This is a genomic window from Pseudomonas antarctica (assembly GCF_900624995.1).
GTDB lineage: Bacteria > Pseudomonadota > Gammaproteobacteria > Pseudomonadales > Pseudomonadaceae > Aquipseudomonas > Aquipseudomonas antarctica.
The window spans coordinates 1-1,655 of record NZ_UYXQ01000242.1 but is presented as its reverse complement, the minus strand read 5'-3'; the positions used below and the strand labels follow the sequence as shown (position 1 = coordinate 1,655).

At 50.0% G+C, this 1,655-nt stretch carries 2 protein-coding genes and 1 pseudogene; all 3 read right to left on the bottom strand.

Annotated elements, in window-relative coordinates; all coding sequences use genetic code 11:
- Nucleotides 1–387: pseudogene (locus E0F99_RS29765) on the bottom strand (hypothetical protein); the annotation flags it as partial.
- On the bottom strand, nt 383–772 hold the full coding sequence (locus E0F99_RS29760; RefSeq protein WP_083359171.1) for a hypothetical protein: 390 nt from the start codon (nt 770–772) through the stop codon (nt 383–385). The gene E0F99_RS29760 and the pseudogene E0F99_RS29765, both read right to left, overlap by 5 nt.
- Nucleotides 769–1,655 (bottom strand): RHS repeat-associated core domain-containing protein (locus E0F99_RS30225; RefSeq protein ID WP_207303114.1); only part of this gene is annotated, 887 nt, incomplete at its 5' end. The genes E0F99_RS29760 and E0F99_RS30225, both read right to left, overlap by 4 nt.

Genomic DNA, 1,655 nt, shown 5'->3' with positions numbered 1-1,655 from the left:
GGTCAGGCGGGCGAGGGGGTCGTAGTGGTAGTGGTGTTCGCCTTTGCGGGTGTCGAGCAGGCGGGTCAGGTTGCCGGTTTTGTCGTAGTCGTAGTGGCGGCGGTAGTGCTTGTGTTCTTCTTGGGTCACCGCATGGGCGTGCAGGCGGTTCTGGTCGTCTTATTCGTAGGCTAGCGCCCAGTGGCCGTCGTCGACGCTGAGGAGATTGCCTTGGCGGTCGTAGGCATAGTCGACAATGTTGCCGTCGGGTAAGGTTTTTCGTACGAGGCGGCCGGCCGCGTCTCTCTCGTAACGGGTAACGAGCTGACTGCCATCGTCGCCGTGTTCGGTTTTCTCCAGCAGGTTACCGTTGAGGTCCTAAACATAGGCGGTGAGCTGGCCGTCAAAGTCGACACAATGATTCGGCCCATTTTGTGCGGTAAGCAATTTGTTCGTTTATATCGTTTGTGAGTTCGTTTTCTTCATAGTCGAATATACGGACGAGCTCTGCATCTGGATCACCTATTTTGGTTTCGTAAGCTACGAGTCCACTGGACATCTGTGATGCCATGGCTGACGGGTATACGTTTATTTTGGAACCTTTGCACAGGAATTTAATGTCTCTGAACTCTTTTCTCAATATGCCAAAGCATATGTAGATGTCTATGGCGCTATACGTTTTTCTTATTCCGTTAGCGAATGTTATCGAGAGTGTTGCTGTTCCTCTGTCGCATTCGATAATGGCTTTTTCGCGATTTGAATCTTTGATTATGGTTATCTCTAGATTTTTCATTTTTTTAAACTTCTGTTTTGATTTATTAACGAATAGCCTTTATGTGTGCCGTCATCGTTTAAGGGCGTAGCGCCTAAAATATCATTAGTGTCTATTCGCCCGGGGATAGCAATTTCCCGTTCTTTTTTATAATCGGATCGATTGCCGAGCTCCTTGTTGATATCGCGGCCCGGAATTTTTTTCAAGATATAAAGATAACCTTCCTCTAGTCCATAAGTCGTTGCGAACATCACACCTTGCTCTCTTGATACTGAGGTACTCACAAAATTACTTGGGGGATTCGCATTATTTTGTGAATGTAGATACAGGTCTGTGCTTTTTCCTCTGCTTTCAAATCCACTCTCAAAAATTTCGTCTGGATGTCTCGAATCTCCTCGATATAGATATTCTCGCTTTTTATCGGACGAGGGTAGGGAGGGAGCTCCCTCATTAACATCTGGCTGTTTGCCCGAGTTTTTCTTATTCGCCTGTGGTTCGCATCCATTTTCACCCGGGCAGTTACTCAAGCCTAGCGGATCCACCCATCCCGTCGGATTGGGCACGTACTGGTACGCGTTGATCCCACCCGCCAGCTTCACCGGGTCGGGCGTCAGGTAACGACCAATATCTGGATTGTAGTAGCGATGGCGATTGTAGTGCAGCCCGCTTTCTTGGTCGAAGTATTGGCCTTGGAAACGCAGCGGGTTGTCGATCTTGTTTATGTCGAGGCGGCTGATTTGGCCGTAGGCGCGGTAATGCGCGGACCAGACGATTTCGCCGTCGGGCGCGGTGAGTTCTTGCGGGGTGCCGAGGTGGTCGAGTTGGTAGTGAAAGGGCTGGGTGTCTTTCGGCCCGAAACCTTCCAGCAATGCCAGAGGCCGGAAGCTGTCCGGTTCGTAGAGGT

Bases quoted from the DNA above. Each gene is read 5' to 3' on its own strand.
- E0F99_RS29760 (WP_083359171.1), bottom strand. From the start codon at position 772: ATGAAAAATCTAGAGATAACCATAATCAAAGATTCAAATCGCGAAAAA.